General features: G+C 68.1%; 15 protein-coding genes. 8 read left to right on the top strand and 7 right to left on the bottom strand.

Going from position 1 to position 18,217, the window contains the following annotated elements; translation table 11 throughout:
- Positions 1 to 72: 72 nt before the first annotated feature.
- Positions 73 to 1,071 (bottom strand): DNA topoisomerase IB, encoded by a 999-nt coding sequence (locus tag AC5RT3_RS00695; RefSeq protein ID WP_494051073.1) that lies wholly within the window; start codon positions 1,069 to 1,071, stop codon positions 73 to 75.
- Positions 1,072 to 1,174: 103 nt separating this feature from the next.
- On the opposite strand from AC5RT3_RS00695, the gene rarD reads away from it, so the two are divergent.
- Positions 1,175 to 2,224 (top strand): EamA family transporter RarD, encoded by a 1,050-nt coding sequence (rarD, locus tag AC5RT3_RS00690; protein ID WP_494051074.1) that lies wholly within the window; start codon positions 1,175 to 1,177, stop codon positions 2,222 to 2,224.
- 83 nt (positions 2,225 to 2,307) lie between these two features.
- Here the strand turns inward: rarD and gabT are convergent, their stop codons facing one another.
- Both gabT and AC5RT3_RS00680 read right to left on the bottom strand, forming a co-directional pair.
- Entirely contained in the window at positions 2,308 to 3,678 is a 1,371-nt protein-coding gene (gene gabT, locus AC5RT3_RS00685; RefSeq protein WP_494051075.1) for a 4-aminobutyrate--2-oxoglutarate transaminase, read from the bottom strand.
- An 82-nt stretch (positions 3,679 to 3,760) separates the two neighbouring features.
- On the bottom strand, positions 3,761 to 5,191 hold the full coding sequence (locus tag AC5RT3_RS00680) for an aminobutyraldehyde dehydrogenase (RefSeq protein ID WP_494010312.1): 1,431 nt from the start codon (positions 5,189 to 5,191) through the stop codon (positions 3,761 to 3,763).
- 157 nt (positions 5,192 to 5,348) lie between these two features.
- On the opposite strand from AC5RT3_RS00680, the gene AC5RT3_RS00675 reads away from it, so the two are divergent.
- Positions 5,349 to 6,785, top strand: coding sequence for a PucR family transcriptional regulator (locus tag AC5RT3_RS00675; protein WP_494051076.1), 1,437 nt, complete (start codon positions 5,349 to 5,351; stop codon positions 6,783 to 6,785).
- Positions 6,786 to 6,800: 15 nt separating this feature from the next.
- Here AC5RT3_RS00675 and AC5RT3_RS00670 read toward each other — a convergent pair whose 3' ends face one another.
- Positions 6,801 to 8,384 carry a CYTH and CHAD domain-containing protein gene (locus AC5RT3_RS00670; protein ID WP_494123270.1) on the bottom strand — a complete coding sequence of 528 codons (1,584 nt, stop codon included), beginning with the start codon at positions 8,382 to 8,384 and terminating at the stop codon, positions 6,801 to 6,803.
- Positions 8,385 to 8,526: 142 nt separating this feature from the next.
- On the opposite strand from AC5RT3_RS00670, the gene AC5RT3_RS00665 reads away from it, so the two are divergent.
- The 3 genes from AC5RT3_RS00665 (at position 8,527) to AC5RT3_RS00655 (ending at position 11,876) form a co-directional block, all read left to right on the top strand.
- Entirely contained in the window at positions 8,527 to 9,855 is a 1,329-nt protein-coding gene (locus AC5RT3_RS00665) for an MFS transporter (RefSeq protein WP_494123269.1), read from the top strand.
- A gap of 6 nt (positions 9,856 to 9,861) precedes the next feature.
- Positions 9,862 to 10,542: a FadR/GntR family transcriptional regulator gene (locus AC5RT3_RS00660; protein WP_494123268.1), complete on the top strand. Its 681-nt coding sequence runs from the start codon at positions 9,862 to 9,864 to the stop codon at positions 10,540 to 10,542.
- An 83-nt stretch (positions 10,543 to 10,625) separates the two neighbouring features.
- Positions 10,626 to 11,876 carry an AI-2E family transporter gene (locus AC5RT3_RS00655; protein ID WP_494123267.1) on the top strand — a complete coding sequence of 417 codons (1,251 nt, stop codon included), beginning with the start codon at positions 10,626 to 10,628 and terminating at the stop codon, positions 11,874 to 11,876.
- A 164-nt stretch (positions 11,877 to 12,040) separates the two neighbouring features.
- Here AC5RT3_RS00655 and AC5RT3_RS00650 read toward each other — a convergent pair whose 3' ends face one another.
- Positions 12,041 to 12,577, bottom strand: coding sequence for a hypothetical protein (locus tag AC5RT3_RS00650; protein ID WP_494051081.1), 537 nt, complete (start codon positions 12,575 to 12,577; stop codon positions 12,041 to 12,043).
- Positions 12,578 to 12,733: 156 nt separating this feature from the next.
- Here AC5RT3_RS00650 and AC5RT3_RS00645 point away from each other — a divergent pair, with 156 nt between their 5' ends.
- The 3 genes from AC5RT3_RS00645 to AC5RT3_RS00635 are packed head-to-tail and all read left to right on the top strand — an operon-like array spanning position 12,734 to position 15,104.
- Positions 12,734 to 13,024, top strand: coding sequence for a hypothetical protein (locus AC5RT3_RS00645; RefSeq protein ID WP_494010306.1), 291 nt, complete (start codon positions 12,734 to 12,736; stop codon positions 13,022 to 13,024).
- Between the two features lie 3 nt (positions 13,025 to 13,027).
- Entirely contained in the window at positions 13,028 to 13,855 is an 828-nt protein-coding gene (locus tag AC5RT3_RS00640; protein ID WP_494123266.1) for a DUF1206 domain-containing protein, read from the top strand.
- Positions 13,856 to 13,883: 28 nt separating this feature from the next.
- On the top strand, positions 13,884 to 15,104 hold the full coding sequence (locus AC5RT3_RS00635) for an SRPBCC family protein (protein ID WP_494051083.1): 1,221 nt from the start codon (positions 13,884 to 13,886) through the stop codon (positions 15,102 to 15,104).
- A 136-nt stretch (positions 15,105 to 15,240) separates the two neighbouring features.
- On the opposite strand, the gene AC5RT3_RS00630 is transcribed toward AC5RT3_RS00635, so the two are convergent.
- Positions 15,241 to 16,707, bottom strand: a complete 1,467-nt coding sequence (locus AC5RT3_RS00630) for an FAD-dependent oxidoreductase (RefSeq protein ID WP_494051084.1) — start codon at positions 16,705 to 16,707, stop codon at positions 15,241 to 15,243.
- Positions 16,708 to 16,727: 20 nt separating this feature from the next.
- A complete protein-coding gene (gene cobA, locus AC5RT3_RS00625; protein ID WP_494051085.1) occupies positions 16,728 to 17,987 on the bottom strand; it encodes a uroporphyrinogen-III C-methyltransferase in 1,260 nt (419 codons plus the stop codon).
- Between the last annotated feature and the right edge of the window lie 230 nt (positions 17,988 to 18,217).

Genomic DNA, 18,217 nt, shown 5'->3' with positions numbered 1-18,217 from the left:
TTCTGAACTGGTCCGTCATTGCACAATGAGGATGCGCCGGTTGAAGTAGCGCACAGTTCCTTATTCTAGGCCTCAGCCGCTCTTGGCCAGCGGGACCAACTTGCCTTCGCGGTAAAGCAGTGCCCGGAGCTCCGCCTCCGCGGAATCCGTCCGCTTGGGATCGATGGTTTCGCCGTCGTTGTAGTGGTCCACCACGCGCGGGTCAACATAGCTCTTCCGGGCGATCGACGGCGTGTTCCCCAGTACTTCGGCGGCGTCCATCATGGCGCGGCTGATGGCCCGCTTCCGCTTGGCGACAGTCCGCTGGGGGCCGGTGCGGGCGAGGCTGACGGCTGCCGCAACAGTACCGCGCAGGGTCCGGAAGTCCTTGGCCGTGAAGTCCGAGCCCGTCCGTTCCTTCACGTAGGCGTTGATCTCAGCGCTCGTCACCGGGTGCCAGGTCCGGCCAATCTTGTAGGCCAGGAGCCTGGCGTTGGGTCCCCGGCGCTTGAGCAGGCGCAGCAGGACGGCAAGGTCGGGGTCCCGCATTTCGGATTCCCAGTCCTTGCCGCTTTTTCCGGGGAACCGGAGCAGAATGCGGTCCTTCCGTACCTGGACGTGCGCGCACAGGAGGGTCGCCAGGCCGCGGCTGCCGTTTTCGTTCGTGTACCGCTCGGACCCCACCCGCAAGGAGCCGCTGTCCAGCATGCGGAACGCCCCGGCCAGGACGCGGTCATAGGTGAATCCTTCGCTGCGCAGGTCCATGGTCACCCGGCGGCGGGCGGTCGGCAGCGACTCCGCCAGCTGGAGGGACCGGTCAAACTTCAGCCGGTCCTTCCGCGCGCGCCACTCGGGATGGTAGATGTACTGGCGCCTGCCCACGGCGTCCACGCCGGTGGCCTGGATGTGCCCGTTTTCGAACGGGGCGATCCAGACGTCGGTCCAGGCCGGGGGAATCCCGATGCTCTCCAGCCGTTCCCGAACCGGGCCAGCAGGCACGGTGGAGCCGTTCAGGTCCCGGTAGCTAAACCCTTTTCCTGCCGGTATCCGCCGGTACCCCCGGCCCGAGGCGTTGCTGCGCCGGAGCCTCATGGGGCGGACTCCGGCAGTTCGGCACAAGTCATAAAAGCAAGCCTACTGACTATTTGGGTTTTCCCGCCCGAATGCTTGGAATACCTCGCCGGCGGCTGGTGTTATGGGTGTCGTGCCAATCCCCGATGGAGCCCAGTCCGCCAGCCTCTCCAGCCCCGCCGCCACATCCCCGGCCCGGCGCGCTTCGGCGGGGCCAGGAGGGCGCACTCCTCCGCGGCCACCGAAGGCAGTGGACAAAGACACGACGGCGGGAATCCTCTTTGGCGTCGGCGCCTACGGGCTGTGGGGGCTGCTCCCCCTGTACTTCTTCGTGCTCCAGCCGGCCGGCGCCGTCGAAATCGTTGCCAACCGGGTGGTGTGGTCGCTGCTGTTCTGCGCCCTGCTGATCACCGTTACGCGCGCCTGGCCGGCCCTCATTGCGGCTTTCCGGAACCGGGCAGTCTTTGGCAGCCTAACCCTCGCGGCACTCCTCATCGCCGTCAACTGGCTGACCTATACCTACGGCGTGACCACCAACCAGGCCGTGGAAACCTCGCTGGGGTACTTCATCAATCCGCTGGTCTCGGTCCTCCTTGGCGTCCTGGTCCTCAAGGAGAGGCTGCGCCCGCTGCAGTGGGCCGCCGTGGGCATCGGTTTCGTGGCGGTGGGGGTGCTTACCTACTCCTACGGCAAGCTGCCGTGGATTGCCCTCACGCTGGCCTTCAGCTTCGGCCTCTACGGCTTCGTGAAGAAGCGCGTGGGCTCCAGGGTGGACGCTGTGACCAGCCTCAGCGTGGAGACGATGGTGCTGGCACCGGTCGCAGCGGCGACGATGGTCTACCTCGGCGTGGCCGGGGTGGCCACCCTCACTACCCAGGGCCCCGGCCACTTCTGGCTGCTGCTGGCTTCCGGCGTGATCACCGCCGTCCCGCTGCTCTTCTTCGGCGCTTCCGCCCGGCGGTTGCCGATGACCACCATCGGCCTGCTGCAATATTTTGCTCCGCTGCTGCAGTTCATCGTGGCGCTGCTGGTGTTCCGCGAGGCCATGACCCTGGAACGCTGGATCGGTTTCGGTGTGGTGTGGCTGGCCCTTCTGGTGCTGACGGTAGACATGCTGCGCAACGCCCGCAGGAATTCCGTGGCCCGCAAGGCCGCCCTCCGCACCGCCGCGTAGGCGCACCGTTAACCAAGGAAGGCGGGCCCGGTTCGCAAGAACTGGGCCCGCCTTCCCGGCGTTGCCGGAGGGAGTCGTTCCGGTTAAGCGTTCGCCTTGATGGCGGCGGCCAGGACGTCCAGGCCGTCGTTCAGGAGCTCGTCAGTGATGACCAGCGGCGGGAGCAGCCGGATGACGTTGCCATAGGTGCCGCAGGTGAGGATGATGACGCCTTCCTTGAGGCAGGCGGCGGCAACAGCCTTGGTCAGCTCCGGGTTGGGTTCCTTCGAACCGGCCTGGACCAGTTCGATGGCCAGCATGGCGCCGCGGCCGCGGACGTCACCGATCACGGTGGTTCCGGCGTCGGCGAGTTCAGCCTGCAGCTCGCGGAGACGGCTGGTGGCGAGGGATTCGATGTGGCGGGCGCGGCCGGCCAGGTCATACTCCTCCATTGAACCGATGGAAGCCAGCGCTGCCGCGCAGGCCACCGGGTTGCCGCCGTAGGTGCCGCCAAGGCCGCCGGGGTGGACGGCGTCGAGCAGGTCGGCGCGGCCGGTGATGGCGGACAGCGGCATGCCGCCGGCGATGCCCTTGGCCATGGTCATGATGTCCGGGACGATGCCCTCGTGGTTGACGGCGAACCATTCGCCGGTGCGGCAAAATCCGGACTGCACCTCGTCCGCGATGAAGACGATGCCCTTTTCCTTGGCCCAGGCGGCCAGCGCCGGGAGGAAGCCCTCAGCCGGGACGATGAAGCCGCCCTCGCCCTGGATCGGTTCGATGATGATCGCGGCAACCTGGTCCCCGCCGATCTGCTTCTCGATCATGGTGATGGCGCGCTTGGCTGCCTCGGCGCCCGTGATGGCGGGGTTTTCCTCGCGGTACGGGTAGCTCATGGGCATGCGGTAGACCTCGGGCGCGAACGGGCCGAAGTTGGTCTTGTACGGCATGGCCTTGGCGGTCAGCGCCATGGTGAGGTTGGTGCGGCCGTGGTAGGCGTGGTCGAAGGCAACGACGGCGTCGCGCCCGGTGGCGAGGCGTGCCACCTTGATGGCGTTTTCCACGGCTTCGGCACCGGAGTTGAAGAGCACGGTGCGCTTTTCGTGGTCGCCGGGGGTGAGCCGGTTCAGCTGCTCGGCGACAGCCACATAGCCTTCGTATGGGGTCACCATGAAGCAGGTGTGGGTGAAGTGCTCCACGGCTTCCTTGACGGCACCGACGACGGCGGGATCGGACGCGCCCACGCTGGTCACCGCAATGCCCGAGCCGAGGTCGATGAACGAGTTGCCGTCCACGTCCTTGATGATGCCGCCGTCCGCGTCGGCAACGTAAACCGGAACGCCGGAGGCGACGCCTGCGGCCACCACAGACTTGCGGCGTTCGGCCAAGGCAGCGGACTTGGGGCCCGGGAAGTCGGCCTGGACGCTGCGCTTCTGCTCCAGCCGGTAGGTGATTTCTGATGCTGTTGCGGTCATTGGGGTTCTTTCTTTACTAAATGGGCCCACGCCGGCAGGGTTCCCTGGCCGAAGCGAAGCGAGGTTAGGGGGCCGGTGGGGACTAGGCGTCGAGCGCGCTCATGACGTGCTTGATGCGTGTGTAGTCCTCCACGCCGTACATGGAGAGGTCCTTGCCGTAGCCGGACTGCTTGAAGCCGCCGTGGGGCATTTCGGCGGTGAGGAGGATGTGCGTGTTGATCCAGACGGCGCCGAAGTCCAGGTCACGGCTGAGGCGCATGGCGGTGCCGTGGTTGCTGGTCCAGACGCTGGAGGCCAGGGCGTATTCCACGCCGTTGGCCAGTTCAACGGCTTCTTCCTCGGTGCTGAACTTCTGCACGGTGATGACGGGGCCGAAGGTCTCCTTCTGGACCACGTCGTCGGTCTGCTTGGCGCCGGTGATGATGGTGGGCTCGAAGAAGTAGCCCTTCTCCCCCGCCCGGTGGCCGCCGGTTTCGATCCGGCAGTTGGCGGGCAGGTTTTCCACCACGGACGTCACGGCGTTGAAGTGGTTGACGTTGTTCAGCGGGCCGAAGTAGTTGTCTTCGTCGTTCTGCGAACCGGTGTGCAGGGTCCGGGTGTGTTCCACCATGGCGGCCACGACGTCGTCGTGCACCGAATCCTCCACCAGCACGCGGGTGATGGCGGTGCAGTCCTGGCCGGCATTGAAGAAGGCGAATTCGGCGATGGCGGCGGCGCTCTTCTTGATGTCGGCGTCCTTGAAGACGATGGCCGGAGCCTTGCCGCCCAGTTCCAGGTGGGCGCGCTTGAGGCTCTTGGCCGCGCCGGAGGCCACGGCGATGCCTGCCCGGACGGAACCGGTGATGGACACCAGGCCGGGGACCTGGTGGTCCACCATCATTGCGCCGGTTTCACCCGTGCCCAGGATGACGTTCAGGACGCCGGCGGGGAAGATGTCCTTGGCGAGGCGGGCCAGGACCAGGGTGGATTCCGGAGTGGTGTCCGAGGGCTTGAGGACAACGGTGTTGCCGGCGGCCAGCGCGGGCCCGATCTTCCAGATGGCCATCAGGAACGGGTAGTTCCAGGGGGCCACCTGCGCCACCACGCCGATGGGTTCACGGCGGACGTAGGAGGTGTGGCCCTCGAAGTACTCGCCGGCTGACTTGCCCTCAAGGATGCGGGCGGCGCCGGCGAAGAAGCGGAGCTGGTCGGCGCCGGCGGCCACTTCCTCGGAAGCGATCAGCGACCGCACCTGGCCGGTGTTGCGGTGCTGGGCTTCAACCAGTTCGTCGCTGTTGGCCTCGACGGCGTCAGCCAGCTTGAGCAGCATGAGCTGCCGCTGGCCCGGGGTGACGTGCTTCCAGGTTTTGAAGGCGTCCTGCGCAGCGGCCATGGCGGCGTCCACGTCGGCCTGCACCGAGATGGGTGACTGCGCCACCACTTCCCCGTTGGTGGGGTTGATGATGTCCAGCCGGCCGGTGCCGGCGGGCGTGACGAACTCACCGTTAATGAAGTTCTGCAAGGTTTGGACCACGGTGTGCAACCTCTTCTCTGAGCGGCCATCAGCGGCAGGCGGATGGGATGGAACTGGTTTGAGCCTATGCCAGCACCCCAGCGCAGTGAATAGCCACCTGCACACCCTTCCACGCGGTGTTTAGTGCGGTTGTCCAGCAGGCGTTTATCCTTGATCCATGGCCATTTCCCTCGCTGCTCTGCTGGGCGTGAACTCCCTCAAGCTGTCCAAGGCGGGAGTCGCCGAGACCACCTGGCACCAGGACATTAACTGGGTGGCGGTCACGGAGCTGGAGGACCCGCAGCGGTTCCTCAACGGCGGCGAGCTGATCCTGACTACCGGCCTGCGGCTGAAGTCCGCGCCGGAGCAGCGGCGCTTTGTCCGCCAGGTGCAGCGGGCGGGCGCGGTGGGCATCGGGTTCGGCGTCGGGCTTTCGCATGAGGCGGTGCCGCCCGCGCTGCTGGCCGAGGCCAACCGGTGGGCCCTGCCCGTGGTGGAGGTCCCCTACGAGACGCCCTTCATCGCCATAACCAAGCTGGTGGCCGACGCCCAGTCCGCGGACCACTACGCCAAGCTGGAGCGGCTGATCGCCGGGCACCAGGTCCTGGCCCGCGCCCTGCTGACGGGCGGCGGGCTGGCCGAACTCCTGAAGCAGCTGGGCAGCATGCTGCGCACCGATATCGCGCTGACCCAGTTCACGGCGCAGCTGTATAACAGCAGCAGCGCAGCCCCGTCCGCGGATTCCTGGTCCACCTATCCGATCCCCACCGGCCGGCGGGACGCCTGCACCCTCTGGGTCCGGCAGCCGTTCGAGGACTCCGGCATCATCGGCTACGCCCAGAACCTGATCAGCGTGGAGCTGAACAACATGGTCAAGCAGCGCCAGGCCCAGCGCGCCCTGTGCGGCCAGGTGCTGGAGGACGTCATCCACGGCGCACTGGAGACGAGCGAGGCCCAACGCCGCCTGGCCGGCGTGGGCATCAACAGCACCCGGAAGAACGTGGTGCTCCTGGCGGTCTCCGCCGCGCACAACAAGGCCCTGGGCAGCACCGCGGTGCCGCGGGAACTCGAGAACTCGGTGGCCGCCGTCGTGGGCAAGGACCTGGTAGTGGTGGTCAATGACGACGGCGGGGCGGCGCCGGCTTTGGCGCGGAAGCTCAGCGACCATCTGGCGGAGGCGGGCATCCACGCCACCATCGGCATCGGCGGGGCCTACACCAAGCCGAACGGCCTGCGCTGGAGCTATTTCGAGGCGCGGGATGCGGCGAGCCACGGCCTGCCGGTCAATGAGCCGGAGAGGTTGAGCCTGACCTCGCTGCTGCTGGCCAGCGAGGACGTGCCGCTGGCAGACATGGCGCATGAGTCCCTGAACCCGCTCCGGGCGTTCGACGCCGCCCATGGCGCGGAGCTCATGACCACGCTGGAAAGCTACCTGAACAACAACGGTTCGGTGGCCGCCGTCGCCGAGCAGCTGACGCTGCACCGCAACACGGTCCGGTACCGGCTGGCCCAGATCACCGAGCTGACCGGATACGATCCCGCCGTGACCCCGGACCGGGTGCAGCTGTGGCTGGCGCTGGCTGTCGCCCGGCTGTCCGCGCGGCAGGGCAAATAGGCTGCATCCCCCGCCTCAGATGACCCCGCGCCGCAGCAGGTCCCGGGACTTCTTGCGGGCCTTCCGGTACTTGGCCTCGGCGGCGGCCATCAGTTCCTCCTGCCGCTGCAGCAGGGCGGCGTAGGTTTCACTGACGGGCAGCCGGTCCCGGTCCGAGCCCAGGCCCGCCAGCAGGTCGCGGGCCACCACCGCATCGTGGTAGTCGCCCAGGATCTTCTGTTGCCGGTGGGCTGCCTTCGCCACCTTGCGGGCCCGCTTCCCTTTGACCAGGGCGGCCGACTCCGCCACATGCCGGAGCTTTTTGGCATCCTTGCGCACCCGGTGGAGGGCGTTCTCATGGTCAGTACCGCGGCGGGCGCGGACGGCCGCCCGGTGGGAGCGCCGGAGCTTTTTCGCCGCCCTGTCCACCGCCTTCGCAGCCGCACGGCGTCCGGGCGCCACCGTTTCCGCGCGGACGGGCGGGTTGTCTCGGAACTCCTCCAGGCTGTCCAGCAGCCGGAAGTAGCGGTCGGTGCGCAGGGCCTCCTGGAGCCGGCGGTATCCCGCGTCGTACGTGGCACCGGTCTGGCGCTCCACCCGGTCCCGGGCAGCGTCGGGGCCGGGGCCCTGCCCCAGGTCATCAAGGTGCCCGCGGAGCCGGGCCTGCAATACCTCGGCGTCCCGCGGCTCGCCCAGGAGCTGGCCCAGCCATTTGAGTTCGTCCCGCAACCGGCGTACCGGCACCGCCCTGTACAGCTTGCGGTAGCCAGCCAGGACGGAGCGGAGCCGGCGCGTGGCGGAGCGCATGTCATGCACTGCCTCCGGCTCTTCGAGCCTGATGGCGGCGTCCTGGGCAAGGAGCTCCCTGATCTGGGCTGCAGCATAAACAGTGACGACGGCGGTAGCCGGCGACTTCTTGCCGGCCGGCAGGGCGGGGATGGCTTCGTCGGGAGCGGCATTGGCGTCGTCCTGGTCCCCGGCTGATGCGCCAAGCGCCTTGGCCAGCTTCGAGGCGTGGGCCGCCGGGCGGGCTCCGGCCCCCACCAGCAGCTGTTCGGCGGGGGCGAAGAGGCTGGCGTCGCCATTGACGAGTTCCAGTTCCCATTCCCGCCACTGCTGTTTGTGCCCGCCATCAGCTCCGTCCTGACCCGGCAGCCGTTCCGCCGTGACCCGGTCGTCCGCCAGGTCGGCCAGGTGGACGCCGTCGTCCCCGTGGAGGGCGTGGGTCGTCCGCCTGGTGCGCAGCTTCACCACCGGAACCAGTTCGGCTCCGCGGAGGTATGCCTGGACACGGTCCAGGAGGGTGTCGGGCACGACGTCGGCCTGGCCCAGCGGGGCGTGCAGCTCGCGGCGCTGCTGGGGTTCCGTGGCCCCGGTTTCGGCTGCTTGGGGCGGCAGCTTCAGGTGCCAGCCGGCATCATTTCCGCCGGTCCGGCGGCGGAGGGTGATGCGGCGGGAGGCCAGCGTGTGGTCTGCGGTATCGAAGTACACGGCTTCCAGCTTGGCCGTATGCGGCTCGGCCACGCGCGCCACACCCGGCAGGCCATCCAGCGGCGGCACCGTGGCGTCCTTGCCGACGTCGTATTTCTTCTCGACCTCGAGTCCCTGGGAAGCCTCCACAACCGTCCTTCCACATCCGCTGCATTGCGTAGTCCGGGTGGTTGGCACCCGGCTTAGGCAGTCTATGACCTGCTGGTGCACGGCCGGGAGAGCTTGCCCACAAAACCCTAGACATCAAACGTCTAACGTTTAGTCTGGACGTATGCCCGCAACTCCACCCCCTTCCGCCCTCGCGTCCACGCCCTGCCCCGCTCCTGCCGCGCTGGCCCCTGCCCGCGCTGCGGCTTCTGTTCCGATCACGGCGGTTGCACCGGCTGTTGCGGCGTCCCCGGTGGCAGCCGTCCAGGCCCGGCCACGCTCCGCCGTCGTCTTCGGCGTCATAGCGCTGGTGCTGATCGGACTGAACCTGCGCGCGGGCATCACCGGGGCGTCGGCCCTGCTCCACGACCTGCAGGCGGTACTCGGATACGGCGCGCTGGTGGCGGCCGTCATTCCGTCCATCCCCACCCTCTGCTTTGCCTTGGCCGGCGCCGGAACGTCCTGGCTGACCGGGCGGCTGGGCGTGGAGAAGGCCATCCTCCTGGCCCTGGCCATGCTCGCCGGCGGGCTCCTGCTGCGCGGCATTCCGGCCACCGGGATGCTGCTGGCCGGCAGCGTGCTCGGCATGTCCGGGCTGGCGGTCTGCAATGTGGCCATGCCGTCCTTTATCCGCGAACACTTTGCTTCCCGGACCTCGCTGATGACAGGCCTATACACGGTAACCATGACCACCGGGGCAACCGTCACCTCCGTGGCTGTGGTCCCGCTGGCGCAGTCCCTCGGTTCACCGTCCGCCGCCGTCGGAGCTATCGGGATCACCGCCGTCGCTGCTTTCCTGGGCTTCCTGCCGGTGGCGCTGCACGCCCACCGCAACAGCCGCCGTGCCACCGGCGGGCCGGTAACACCCTGGCCGCTGCTGCGCACCCGCAAGGGCCTGCTCCTCACGGCAATCTTCACCCTCCAGGCCCTGCTCGCGTACGCCCTGATGAGCTGGTACCCCTATATGCTCACCACCCTGGGCCTCAGCGCGACGGACAGCGGCCTGATGTTCGGGCTGATGCAGCTCGTTTCGGTACCGGCCGGCATGGCCCTGATCGCCATCGGTTCCCGGCCCAGGATGCTGCGCCCGGCGTTCTACCTGGTCAGCATCGTCATGGTCCTGGGCCTCGTAGCACTCCTGGCACTGCCGGTGCAGCTTGCCTTCGTCTCGGCGATCCTGGTCGGCTTCGGCCTGGGAATCTTCCCGCTGGTGATGGTGATGATCAGCCGCAGCGGCTCGAGCACCGCCGAGACCACTGCGCTGTCCACCCTGGCCCAGTCCACCGGTTACCTGCTGGCGACCGTAGGCCCCTTCGGCATGGGGCTGCTGCACGGCGCAACCGGCAGCTGGACCCTGCCCCTCTCGCTGCTCCTGGCCCTGGCGCTGGTCCAGGTTGTGGTGGCGCACCTGATCACCGGCCCGGCAATGACCGGCAAGCAGAAGATAAAGTAGGACGCCATGGCACTGAGCCCCTCCACCCGCGCGCCCCTGGCCGACGAAGTGACCGCCAAGCTGCGGTCCATGGTGCACTCCGGCGAGTGGCCCCTGAACCAGCGCATCCCGTCCGAAACCGAGCTGATCGCCGGGTTGGGCGTTTCCCGCGGCACCCTGCGCGAGGCCGTCAAGGCCCTGGCCCACAGCGGCATGCTGGAGGTCCGCCGCGGCGACGGCACCTATGTCCGCGCCACCAGCGAAATCTCCGGCGCCGCCCGCCGGATGTACCATGACCACACCGAGCAGCACATCCTGGAGGTCCGGCTGGGGCTGGACACGCAGGCGGCGCGGCTCGCGGCCCGGAACGCCACCGCCGACGACGTAACGGCCCTGCGCGGGCTGCTCGCCACCCGGGACCAGGCCTGGCACGCCGGCGACTACGACACCTGGGCGCGTGCCGACTGGGGCTTCCATGAACGGGTGGCGCAGGCCTCCGGCAACCCCCTGCTGCACGAGCTCTACATCAGTTTCGGGCCCGCGCTCCACCAGGATCTCCTGACCCAGCAGGCCCGGCCGGGATTCGAGGGGCTGCCGCTGGAGGGCCACGAAGTCCTGTTGGAGGCTATCGAACGGCACGACGAAGAGGCCGCCGTCGCCACCGTCAACAGAAACCTGAACTCCTGCGCAGAGTGGCTCGGCGCCTAGTCAGTCAGTAGGCTTACTATCTGACGTAGGTAGTAAGCCTGCCCGCGCCCGCGGGCGGGCGCCGCCGATGATGAGGAGTTCCCGTGGCGCGATCAACACGCCTGACCGAACACGAGCTGGGCAACGAGTCCGAACAGTCGAAACCGGGCACGGAGGCCGTGACCGCGGAAGGTGCAGCCCGGCAGGGTCAACCCCTTGGAAAGTCCGCCCTGCAGCGGGGCGGGAAACAGGGCGAAACCAAACCGGCCGGCGCCTTATGGGCTGACGGACTGGGACGCGTGGGCATCCGCTCCGCCCAGATCCTGCTGATCCTGACGGTGGCCGTGGTGTCCGTCTATGGCCTGATGCAGATCAAGCTCCTGGTTATCCCGATCCTGATCGCACTGATCCTGGCCGCGGCCATCGGCCCGTTCGTCAACATGCTCCGGCGCCGCGGAATGCGGGGCGGGCTGGCCACCGGCATCGCCTTCATCGGGCTCCTCCTGCTGCTGGGCGGCGTTTTCACGGTGATCTACTTCTCGGTCCGGAACCAGTGGGGCGAGCTGGCAGCCCAGGCCTCGTCCGGCCTGGACGAGCTGGAGAACTTCCTCCGCACCGGCCCCATCCCCATTGACCAGGAGCAACTGAACCAGGCGCGGCAGGGCATCATTGACTTCGCCACCAGCAGCCAGGCCCGTTCAGGCGCGATCACCGGACTCTCCGTGGTCACGGAATTCCTCGCCGGGTCCGCCCTGATGGTGGTCATCCTGTTTTTCTTCCTCAAGGACGGCGCCAAGATCTGGAACTTCCTGCTCCGCCCCTTCAGCGGGCAGCGCGAAGCCAAGCTGCGCCGGGTGGGCCGCCGCACCCTTGAGGTCCTGGGCGGCTATGTCCGCGGCACCGCCATCGTGGCGCTCGTGGACACGGTGGCCATCGGCGCCGCCCTGTTGATCATGCAGGTTCCGCTGGCGTTCCCGCTGGCGATCATCGTGTTCATCGGCGCCTTCATTCCGCTGGTGGGTGCCACCGTGGCCGGGATCCTGGCCGCCCTGGTGGCCCTGGTGGCGAACGGCCCTGTGGTGGCGCTGATCGTGGTGGCGGTGGTCATCGCGGTCAACCAGCTGGAGGGCGACCTGCTGCAGCCCATCGTCATGGGCAACGCCCTGAAGCTCCATGCGCTGGTGATCCTGATGGCACTGACCGCTGGCACAATCCTTGCAGGAATCGTGGGTGCGGTGCTGTCCGTCCCGCTGGCCGCCGTCGTATGGGCCATCATCCAGGTGTGGACGGCCGAGGACCCGAACCTCGAGGACATGAATCCGGACCTGCCGGCGGCGGGAACCAAACCGGTCTAGTAACCCTTGGAGTTTTCGTCCAGATATGGGGGCTTGTAGGGCGTTTTGGACTCCATATCTGGACAAAAACTCCAGCAGCCACAGGCACGACGGCGGTCCGGCACCCAGGTGCCGGACCGCCGTCGTGCGTTCCGCCTTGCCGCCGCCCGGGCAGCGAAAGATGGCTAGGAGCGCAGACCCACAAACACGTTCTTGGGACGCTGCATCTCACCGTGCTTGGCGCCAAGGATGATCACCAGGCCGGCGAAGGCGGGGATGACCCACTGGAGCGCCTTGAGCTGCTGCTGGGCCGCCTGCAGTTCCTCGGAGGCACCCGCCCGTGGCTCGGTGGCACCCTCGGAGCCCTCCTCGGCGAGCTTTTCCACCTTCTTGCCCAGGATGCCCGAGTACAGGGTTACCGCCGCGCCGGCCACCGTCACGGCCGTCTTGATGGCGGTGTCCCGCGCCACGCCTTCCTGCTTGGCGATCCGGCCCTTGTTCTCCCAAGCGATGGCAAGGTCAGCCACCAGGTGGGAGGCGAACGCCGCCGTCTGGATCGGCGCCCACTTCATCCAGCCGGCGCTTGAGAGCCGGGTCCGTTCGGACGGGTCCCTGGCTTCCGCCGCTGCACCGTTGAGGCCGATGGCGCCCATCAGGGAACCGCCGAACCACGCCGCTGCCGTCAGATCGTGTACTGACCGGGCAATGAGATTTCCTGCCATGATGTGCGTTCCTAACGTTGAACTGGTTTCGGGATGCCGCTGCTGCGGACTTCGATTTCCGTGTCCCCTCAAGGTCATGGTCCGCCTATGGTAAGCACACTTACTAATGTTACGAAAGCCCGTCTTTCAGCCACGGGAACGCGTAATATCGTCGCCATGGGAAACACAGGCACATTGTTCGGCTGGGCCTTCGGGGACCCGGCGCGGGAAGATGACCGCACCTACGTGGACGGGCTCCAGCGCGAGGCCCTGCGCAACGCGCGCGAGACGGCGGAAGCCAAGGGCGTCAGCGCCGTTGCAGGTTCGGAAGTATTCACTGTGTTGAGTGGCGACGATTCCCTGGTGGAGCTGGGCAACGCGCCCGGCCGGCTGGTGGTCCGCTGCACCATCCACGTGGAGGGACCGGGCGCGGAGAAGCTGCGTGCCGAAGGGCCCATGAACGGCTGATCCATGTCGGACGGGGAATCTACGCTGAGCCAGGCGGCGGACGCCGTCGAGGAGGCTTCCAACCACAAGGCCCTGGATGTCCTGGCGCGCGCCGGGTTCGCTGTCATGGCCTTGCTCCACGTCATTGTCGGGGCCATCGCCGTCGCCGTGGCCTTCGGGCAGCCGGGTGAAGCGGATGCCACCGGTGCCATTGAGCAGCTCGCGGCGAACCCCTGGGGCCCGATTGTGATGTGGGCCTGCGTTGCTGCCTGCGCCGGGCTGTCGCTGTGGCAGGCCAGCGAGGCCACGCTCCGGATGCGGGGCAAGCCGCGCAAGGAGCGCTTGGCCAAGCTTGTCTCGTCGGGATTCCTGGCCATCGCCTACGGCAGCGTGGGGCTCAGCTTCGCCGGCTTCGCCGTGGGGCTGCGCGGGGACTCCGGGGACAGTGCCCGGGATTTCAGCGCCTCGCTGATGGCCAACCCGCTGGGCCTCTGGCTGCTGGTGGCCCTGGGGCTGACGATCATCGGGATCGGCATCTACTTCGTGTTCAAGGGCGCGCGGCGCGGGTTCAAGGAGGAGCTCTTCCACTTCGATGGGACGCGCCGCGGCCGGCTGATCGACAGCCTCGGCGTGATCGGGCACGTCGCCAAAGGCGCCGCCCTCAACCTCACCGGACTTCTGTTCGTCATTGCCGCCGCCAAGCACCGTCCCGAGGAATCCACGGGGCTGGACGGCAGCCTCAAGGCCCTCCGCGACCACCCCTTCGGCCCCACCCTGCTGGTTGCGATCGGAGCCGGCTTCATCGCCTACGGCATCTTTGCCTTGATCCGCTCCCGTTTCGGCCGCATGTAGTTTCCGCGGTTTTGGGTAGGAAGGAAACATGACGCACCTGACGACGGACCAGACGGCCGACGACGGCGCCCGCGGCCTGGGTGCGCCCCTCACCGAAGCGACGGGGCAGTCCTTTGCCGGCCTGTTCCGGCTGCTCAAGGTGGTGCGTCCGGGCCGGCCGATCCACCCGAGGGGCCTGGGCCTGGCCGGCGAGCTGAACCGGACTGGGAATCCCTTCCAACCAAGCGGCCTCGACTGGTTGGATTCTCCGGGCACTGACGCGGTGGAGGCGAGGTTTTCCCGGTCAGTCGGCCTTCCGCAGGCACTGCCGGACGTCCTGGGGCTGGCTGTCCGGGCCCGGCCTTCCGATGGTGGAGTGCCCGGCGGCAGCGCGGATGTCCTGTTCGCCTCCACCGGCTGGCGCGTCCCCGGCCGGTTCCTCCTGCAGCCCCGGCTCGACGTTGACGGCGCCACCATGACCACGCTCATGCCGTACCGGGGCCGGAAAGGCCCGGTGCTGCTCGGCCTGCGCACCATCAGCCTGCCGCCGGGTTCGCTGTCCTCGGGTGAATGGGTGCTGGGCTTGTTCTGGGCAAGGCCGATGGGACGCTGGCGCCAGTGCGGCGAGCTCCGGCTCCATGCAGGTGCCCAGCCCGGCGACACCAACCTGCGCTTCAACCCGCTGGAAAACCCGCCGCCGGGGGCGCAGACCTACGCTTGGACCAGGCGGCTGCGCGAGCACTCCTACCGCACCGCGCAGCGCAAGGCACCCGCCGACGTCGGGCGTCCTGGCAACAACCACGCCGGCACCGCAGAAGGAAGGAAGACCATGTCCACCGTGTCCCAGCTCTTCAACTCCCCCGCAGGCGACGTATGGCGCGTCCTCTCCGATGGCTGGCTGTATTCCGGATGGGTGGTGGGAGCCTCCAGGATCCGGGCAGTGGATGACGCGTGGCCCCGGACCGGCGCCCAGCTTCACCATTCCGTGGGTGCCTGGCCGTTCGTCATCAACGACAGCAGCAAGGTGGTGAACTCCGAGCCCGGCCGGTTGCTGGAGCTCGTGGCTCGCGGTTGGCCGATGGGTGAGGCCAAGGTGGTGATCACCCTCGAGGAGCGGGGCAACCAGTGCCAGGTGACCATCGTCGAAGACGCCATCAAGGGACCCGGCAAGCTGATGCCCAAGTTCCTGCGGGACGCCATGATCGGCGTCCGGAACCGCGAAACCCTCCGGCGCCTTGAGCTCATGGCGGCCGGCGGCGCGGGGCGGTAACGGCTTAAGCAAAAAGGAGGCCATCCCGCGCCGGGAACCCTTACGGCCCGGCGCGGGATGACCTCCCCACCCGCACCCTAGCCTCGCAAGCTAGGCCAGGGAACCCTGCGGGTGTGGGCCCACGTTTGCTTTTGGGCTAGACCTGGGCGGCAACGCCGTCGCGGGAGATCTCCACCATGTCCTCGCGCGGCACCACCTTGATGCGCTCACGCTTGACCTCGACGCCGTGCGAGCCGCCGGCCTCGGTGGCAGCGGCGCCCAGGGCGAGCTCGTGGGCGTCCAGTGCCAGCCAGCCTTCCCAGCTGGTGAACTTCACGCCGCGGGCGTCAAGGAGGTCAACGACGGCGTCCTCGGCAGGCACGCTGGCAACCGGAAGGTTCTCGCGGTCTTCCAGCAGGTAGGTCACGGTCTCGAGGGCGTCGCCCTTGGTGTGGCCGATCAGGCCCACCGGTCCGCGCTTGATCCAGCCGGTGGCGTAGAGGCCCGGCACGTGCTGGCCGTCGGCATCCAGGACGCGGCCGCCGTCGTTCGTGACAACGCCCTTCTTGTGGTCGAACTCAACGTCCGGCAGCGGGGAGCCGAAGTACCCAATGGCACGGTACACGGCCTGGACCGGGTAGTCCACGAACTCGCCGGTGCCGCGGGCGTTGCCCGTTCCGTCCAGTTCGGTGCGCTCGAACTTGATGCCGGCAACCTTGCCCGGGGTCTCGGCGTCGTCGTAGATCTCCACCGGGCTGTGCAGGAAGTGCAGGTGCAGGCGGCGGGAGGCCTTGAGCTCGGAGAGGTCCTCGGGCTGCTCGGCGATCCAGTTGGTGAGCGTGCCCACCATGGTCTTGGTCTGGTTGTTGGTCTGGATCTGGCGGTCCGATTCCTCGTCGAACTCGAAGTCCTCCGGGTACAGGATGATGTCCACGTCCTTGGAGTGGGACAACTCGCGCAGCTCCAGCGGGGTGAACTTGACCTGGGCGGGGCCGCGGCGGCCGAAGACGTGCACGTCGGTGACGGGCGAATTCTTCAGGCCGGCGTAGACGTTGTCCGGGATCTCGGTGCTGAGCAGGTCGTCGGCGTGCTTGGACAGGACGCGGGCCACGTCCAGGGCCACGTTCCCGTTACCGAGGACGGCGATCTCCTTGGCGTCCAGCGGCCATTCGCGCGGCACGTCCGGGTGGCCGTCGTACCAGGAGACGAAGTCCGCGCCGCCAAAGGAACCTTCAAGCTCGATGCCGGGAATGTTCAGGTCCGCGTCCTTAATGGCGCCGGTGGCGAAGATGACGGCGTCGTAGTGGGTGCGCAGGTCCTCGATGGTGAGGTCTGTGCCGTAGTCGACGTTGCCGAAGAAGCGGATGTCACCGCGGTCCAGGACTTTGTGCAGGGCGTTGACGATGCCCTTGATGCGGGGGTGGTCCGGGGCCACGCCGTAGCGGATCAGGCCGTAGGGTGCCGGGTAGCGGTCAAAGAGGTCGATGCTCACGGTCAGCTCGCCGCTCTTGACGGCTTCGCTCTTGGTGAGGATGTCCGCGGCGTAGACGCCGGCGGGGCCGGAGCCCACGACGGCAACGCGCAGCGGACGTTCGGCAGAACCTACGGAGGTGCTTGATGACACGGCTGTGTTCCTTTTGTTCGCTAGGAGGTGAGGACTCGGGGCTTGTTCGGGGTGGTGGTGCTGTAGTCAGCGGTTTTGAAGTGCGACGGCGCGAAAGGGCTCACGCGCACCACGTCACCGATGACAATCACTGCGGGATTCGCGACGCCGGCGGCCTCGGCCTGGTCAGCTATGGAACCAAGCGTGCCGATGGTCACGCGCTGGTCCGGCAGGTATCCGTTCTCCACAATACCAACCGGGGTGCCGGCGGGCAGGCCGGCTTCGCCCAGCGCGGACGCTGATTCGCGGAGCTGGCCTACGCCCATGAGCAGGACGATGGTGTGGTCGGCGCGGGCCGGAACCTCCGACAGTTCCTCGTGGCCGGTGACCACGCTGAAGCCCTTGGCCAGGCCGCGGTGAGTCACCGGGATGCCCGCGGCGGCGGGGACTGAGACCGCTGAGGTGACGCCGGAAACGACCTCGACCTCGACGCCGTGCCGGCGGCAGTACTCGGCTTCCTCGCCGCCGCGGCCCAGGACGTAAGGGTCCCCGCCCTTGAGCCGGACCACGCGGTGGCCCTGCAGGGCCTCGTCCACGAGGATCCGGTTGATTTCGGCCTGCGGCACGGGGTGGTGGCCGGGCGTCTTGCCGACCTCGATGACGCGGACGTCAGGGGCCAGTTCGTTGAGGAGTTCGCGGGGGCCAAGGCGGTCGGCAACCACCACGTCGGCCTGGCCCAGGAGGCGGCGGCCGCGGACGGTGATGAGGCCGGTATCGCCGGGACCGCCGCCCACGAGGGCAACCGAACCGGTGGCCGCAGGACGCCGGCGGCGCAGCGGAAGGTCCCCGGTTTCCAGGGCGGTGGCCACGGCATCTCGGACGGCCATGGCGCGGCGCGGGTCTCCCCCGGCGTTCACGGCGATCTTGACGTCATCCACCTCGGCGACGGCGGGCGTCCAGGCCGCGGAGGCTTCGTGATCGGAGGCGTTGACGCACCAGATGCGCTGCGCCTCGGCGTCGGCCGATACCAAGGCGTCCACGGCGGCATCGCCGGTGGCCGTCTGGACGAACCAGACGCCGTCGACGTCTTTGGAGTCATAGGGGCGCGCTGCCCAGGTGAGCAGGCCGGCGTCGGCCATGTCCTGGAGCGCGGGAGAGGCAACGGGAGCCACCACGGTGACCACGGCACCGGCGTCGAGCAGGCCCTTGGCGCGGCGGGCAGCCACCGGGCCGCCGCCCACCACCAACACGGGACGGCCGAGGAGCCGCAGCGCCGTGGGGTAGATATCCTGAATTGCCATGAATCAACGGTAGGGCCGCGTCACAATCGCCCACAAAGGCCGAGCAACACCAGTTCACGCAAGGTAACGCTGCGTCACAAACCCGGCGGGCCGCCGTCGTGCTCCATAGCGGGGCACTTTGGCTCGGAATGCGGCAGTGCTCGCCATGAAAGCCGGTGCGTCCGTGTCATAGTCCCCCGTTTCGGCTGCTGACCGTAGTGAGGAATCGGCCGCGCTCCCGGATCAGCCGC

This window comes from Arthrobacter sp. Y3221159 (assembly GCF_059089885.1).
This window is presented reverse-complemented; position numbering and strand designations above follow the sequence as displayed.

Coding starts and splice junctions, on each gene's coding strand:
- AC5RT3_RS00665 (WP_494123269.1), top strand. CDS start 8,527: ATGCCCGCAACTCCACCCCCTTCCGCCCTCGCGTCCACGCCCTGCCCC.
- cobA (WP_494051085.1), bottom strand. CDS start 17,987: ATGGCAATTCAGGATATCTACCCCACGGCGCTGCGGCTCCTCGGCCGT.
- AC5RT3_RS00675 (WP_494051076.1), top strand. CDS start 5,349: ATGGCCATTTCCCTCGCTGCTCTGCTGGGCGTGAACTCCCTCAAGCTG.
- AC5RT3_RS00635 (WP_494051083.1), top strand. CDS start 13,884: ATGACGCACCTGACGACGGACCAGACGGCCGACGACGGCGCCCGCGGC.
- AC5RT3_RS00695 (WP_494051073.1), bottom strand. CDS start 1,071: ATGAGGCTCCGGCGCAGCAACGCCTCGGGCCGGGGGTACCGGCGGATA.
- rarD (WP_494051074.1), top strand. CDS start 1,175: ATGGGTGTCGTGCCAATCCCCGATGGAGCCCAGTCCGCCAGCCTCTCC.
- AC5RT3_RS00640 (WP_494123266.1), top strand. CDS start 13,028: ATGTCGGACGGGGAATCTACGCTGAGCCAGGCGGCGGACGCCGTCGAG.
- gabT (WP_494051075.1), bottom strand. CDS start 3,678: ATGACCGCAACAGCATCAGAAATCACCTACCGGCTGGAGCAGAAGCGC.
- AC5RT3_RS00650 (WP_494051081.1), bottom strand. CDS start 12,577: ATGGCAGGAAATCTCATTGCCCGGTCAGTACACGATCTGACGGCAGCG.
- AC5RT3_RS00660 (WP_494123268.1), top strand. CDS start 9,862: ATGGCACTGAGCCCCTCCACCCGCGCGCCCCTGGCCGACGAAGTGACC.
- AC5RT3_RS00645 (WP_494010306.1), top strand. CDS start 12,734: ATGGGAAACACAGGCACATTGTTCGGCTGGGCCTTCGGGGACCCGGCG.